Annotated in this window: 4 protein-coding genes and 1 pseudogene; all 5 read right to left on the bottom strand. The window is 39.4% G+C overall.

Going from position 1 to position 3,921, the window contains the following annotated elements; translation table 11 throughout:
- Window positions 1-221: pseudogene (locus RLO81_RS12600) on the bottom strand (quinol:cytochrome C oxidoreductase); the annotation flags it as partial.
- Window positions 222-252: 31 nt separating this feature from the next.
- Entirely contained in the window at window positions 253-888 is a 636-nt protein-coding gene (locus RLO81_RS12595) for a c-type cytochrome (protein ID WP_350112036.1), read from the bottom strand.
- A 13-nt stretch (window positions 889-901) separates the two neighbouring features.
- Window positions 902-1,432: a DUF3341 domain-containing protein gene (locus tag RLO81_RS12590; protein ID WP_350112034.1), complete on the bottom strand. Its 531-nt coding sequence runs from the start codon at window positions 1,430-1,432 to the stop codon at window positions 902-904.
- 3 nt (window positions 1,433-1,435) lie between these two features.
- Window positions 1,436-2,803, bottom strand: coding sequence for an NrfD/PsrC family molybdoenzyme membrane anchor subunit (nrfD, locus tag RLO81_RS12585; RefSeq protein WP_350112032.1), 1,368 nt, complete (start codon window positions 2,801-2,803; stop codon window positions 1,436-1,438).
- Between the two features lie 49 nt (window positions 2,804-2,852).
- Window positions 2,853-3,921, bottom strand: a 1,069-nt coding sequence (locus tag RLO81_RS12580) for a 4Fe-4S dicluster domain-containing protein (protein ID WP_350112030.1), incomplete at its 5' end; no start/stop codon positions are given.

Here is a 3,921-nt window from a genome sequence, read left to right as displayed (position 1 = left end):
CCGTCTTCTTCAGCTCCATGAGCTTCAGCCCCACCTTCATCTGCACTTGCTACCAATTCTGTCTGAGAAGTTAAAGAATTTAGTGCATGCTCTCCTTCCTCATGGTGACCACCTGACATGGAGGTTATAATTCCGATTACCAACAATACCACACCTATTACCCCAACGATCATCAGGGTTTTCTTGGCACCAGCGGTAAATTCAAATCTTTCTTCGGTCATTGTATCGTTATATTTACTTCTTAAATCTCTGTTACTTCTGAATCGATTTTACAAATTTCGCAATCTTCCATCGGTCCTCAGGGCTAACTTGCGAACCATGTGCCCCCATTAATCCTTTACCCCAGGTAATTACATGGAAAATGTGACCTTCTGTAATATTCTTGTATGCCACTCCCTGCAGGTTTGCAACCCCGGGATATTTTTCAGCTACAAGTCCATCTGCCTCACCCTTAGATCCATGGCAATGTTCACAATACCGGCCATAAAGTGCCTTGCCATCTTTTATTGCTGCTTCAGCCATGGTACTATCTATGGGACTTTCAATTTCAGCAGCTATTTCCAGGCTATCTTTGGGTATTCTGTATGGCAAGAAACCATCCTTTTTTCTCGGAACCGTATTGGGGGCTGGTGTACGCATTGTCATGCCATGTGCATTTAATGGATTCGAATTGTAGTACTCGCCATGCCCATCACGGGTATTATTTAAAAACTGAGTGGCCTCGCCAGCATCTTCATCTGTAATTTGAGATAATGGCTCATAAGGTACAGAATGATACATATTAGGCGCATATTCTAGCCCCTGATTATCGCCACCTGCTCCACAGCTTATCAAAATAACTGCCAACGTAAGGCTCAAAAAGTAATTAAAAACGCTATATATTCTCATTGTCAGAATGTTCTTAATCTTCAAAATCTTTATCATTCACTTCACTTGCACCACTACCTTGCACCACTTTTCTAATGTCATCTTTCGACATTTTGTTCTTAGCAAGATCAATAGCCATTACATGTTTGTCATCAGTTATTCTGATGTCCATTATTCTTGGTTTTTTATACGGCTTAAGATCGCTTACGATCATAAATGTTCCCACCATACCAAGGGCAGAAAGTAAAACCGTTAACTCAAATGTTACAGGAATAAATGGAGGTATCGAGAAAAAATCTTTACCGCCTATTATCATTGGCCAGTCGTATCCCAGCATACCAATTTGCATAGTAAGTGCTAAGCAAGTACCAAGCAAACCAAACATAAAGGCAGCTTTAGGTAATCTTGTTCTTTTATAACCTAAAACTTCATCTAACCCGTGAACAGGGAAAGGAGAATATACCTCATGAATCTTCACTCCGCTTTCTCTTACCTTGGTTACGGCTTCGAGTAAAACATCTTCATCGTCATATACTCCTAATACAAAGTGTTTATTACTTTCCATTTTTTATTTCTTCTCTTTTAAAGATGATGACTTAATGATACTCTTTACTTCTGCCATGTTTATCACTGGGAAGAATTTAGCAAACAGTAAGAATGCTGTAAAGAATAATCCAAAAGTGAATAAGTATACACCTACATCATATCTTGTAGGATAGAACATCGCCCAGCTAGAAGGTAAATAATCCCTATGCAGCGATGTTACAATAATTACAAACCGTTCGAACCACATACCAATATTAACTACAATACTCAATATGAATGTAGCAGCGATATTAGTTCGAATGCTCTTCACCCAAAAAAGCTGCGGTGAAATTACGTTACATGTCATCATGGTAGCATACGCCCACCAGTATGGACCAGTGGCCCTATTAATAAATGCATATTGCTCTGCTTCAACTCCAGAATACCAAGCAATGAAAAACTCAGTAATGTAAGCAATACCCACTATTGAACCTGTGATAATGATTACAATGTTCATCAGTTCAATGTGATTTACCGTGATGTAATCTTCCAGTTTAAATACCTTTCTTGTGACCAACATAAGCGTTAGTACCATGGCAAAACCTGAGAAAATCGCTCCAGCAACGAAATATGGGGGGAAAATCGTTGTATGCCATCCTGGAATTACTGATGTAGCAAAGTCAAATGATACGATAGTGTGTACTGAAAGTACGAGTGGTGTGGCTAGACCAGCTAAAATCAATGCCACTGATTCGTAACGTGCCCAAGTTTTTGCAGCACCATCCCATCCGAAACTTAGGGCTCCATAAACTGCCTTTGAAATTTTATTTTTTGCTCTGTCTCTTATAGAGGCGAAATCAGGAATTAAACCAATGTACCAGAATACAAGAGAAACTGTGAAATATGTACTAATAGCAAAAACATCCCATAATAATGGTGAGTTAAAATTCACCCAGAGAGATCCAAACGTATTCGGAAGTGGTAATGCCCAATAAAAACCTAACCAAAGTCTACCCATGTGTAAACCAGGGAAACAAGCTGCACAAATTACAGCAAAGATTGTCATAGCTTCTGCAGCACGGTTAATTGACATTCTCCATTTCTGTCTGAATAGCAATAGAATAGCCGAAATTAGTGTTCCTGCGTGACCAATACCAACCCACCATACGAAGTTGGTAATGTCCCATGCCCAGCCCACAGTTTTATTCAAACCCCAAACACCGATACCTTCCCATAGTAATACGAAAACGCAGTAGGTTCCAATGGCTAAAGCTCCTAATGAAACTGCCATTCCCAGCATCCATGATTTTGTTGGTTTTCCTTCTACTTGTCTGCAGATATCTTCCGTAACATCATGAACCGTTTTGTTTCCGGTAACCAGAGCTTCACGAACAGATGAAGTAACTTGCATATTTGTTAGTTCTTAGTTTTAATTTCTATCAATTTCCCAGAGACATCACTTACGCGTTGTTCTCTTCTTTATTTCTAATCTTAGTTAGATAAGTAACGTTAGGTTTCACACCTATCTCCTCAAGCACATGATATGCCCTTGGCTCACCTATTTCTTTTTCTATTATGTAATCAGATTCTTCGGTATCGTTGATCTGAAGCATTTTATAAATTCTGCTTTCAGTATCATTCATATCTCCAAATACAATTGCATCGGCTGGACATGCACTAGCACAAGCCGTGTTAATTTCCCCGTCTTTTGGTCTTCTACCCTCTTTCTTTGCTTCTAATTTTCCGTATTGAATTCTCTGAACGCAAAGCGAACATTTTTCCATTACTCCTCTAGAACGTACTGTGACGTCTGGATTCAATACCATTTTACCCAAATCATTGCTCATCGCTGTGTTGATGTCCTCAAACTGAGAGTTATCGTGGTATTTGAACCAGTTGAATCTTCTTACTTTGTATGGACAGTTGTTAGCACAATATCTTGTACCAATACATCTGTTGTAAGTCATTTGATTAAGACCTTCAGTGCTGTGTGTTGTGGCAGCCACAGGACATACAGTCTCGCAAGGTGCATTATTGCAGTGCTGACACATCATTGGCTGAAAGGTAACTTCAGGGTTCTCTGCAGCCACTTCCATTGCTTCATAATTATCAACACTTGCTGAACTATAATAACGATCAATACGCATCCAGTGCATATCTCTTCTCATAATTACTTCATCTCTACCAACAACAGGAATGTTGTTTTCAGATTGACATGCCACATGGCATGCACTACAGCCAGTACACGAGTTTAAGTCAATTGCAAGACCCCAGTGATGGTTTTTGTATTTATGACCTTTCCAAAGACTTAAATTACCAGCTTCAGTTTTATGATCTTCTTCTTGCCAAGTAGAAATATAAGGAGTATACCTCCCAGCTTTTGGATCTTTTTGATATTTTGAAAGGATAGATTCCTGTATTACAGTCTCTCTTCCCATGTATGTCTGGTGCGTTTGAGTTTGAGCTACTTGATATTGCTCATCAAGTACTTCCACTTTTACTGCACCGCCCGCTAGCATTGGATATGCA

It is taken from the genome of Fulvivirga sp. (assembly GCF_040220315.1).
Taxonomy (GTDB): Bacteria; Bacteroidota; Bacteroidia; order Cytophagales; family Cyclobacteriaceae; genus Fulvivirga.
Note: the sequence above shows the minus strand (reverse complement) of the source record. Positions and strands in the feature narration are given on the sequence as shown.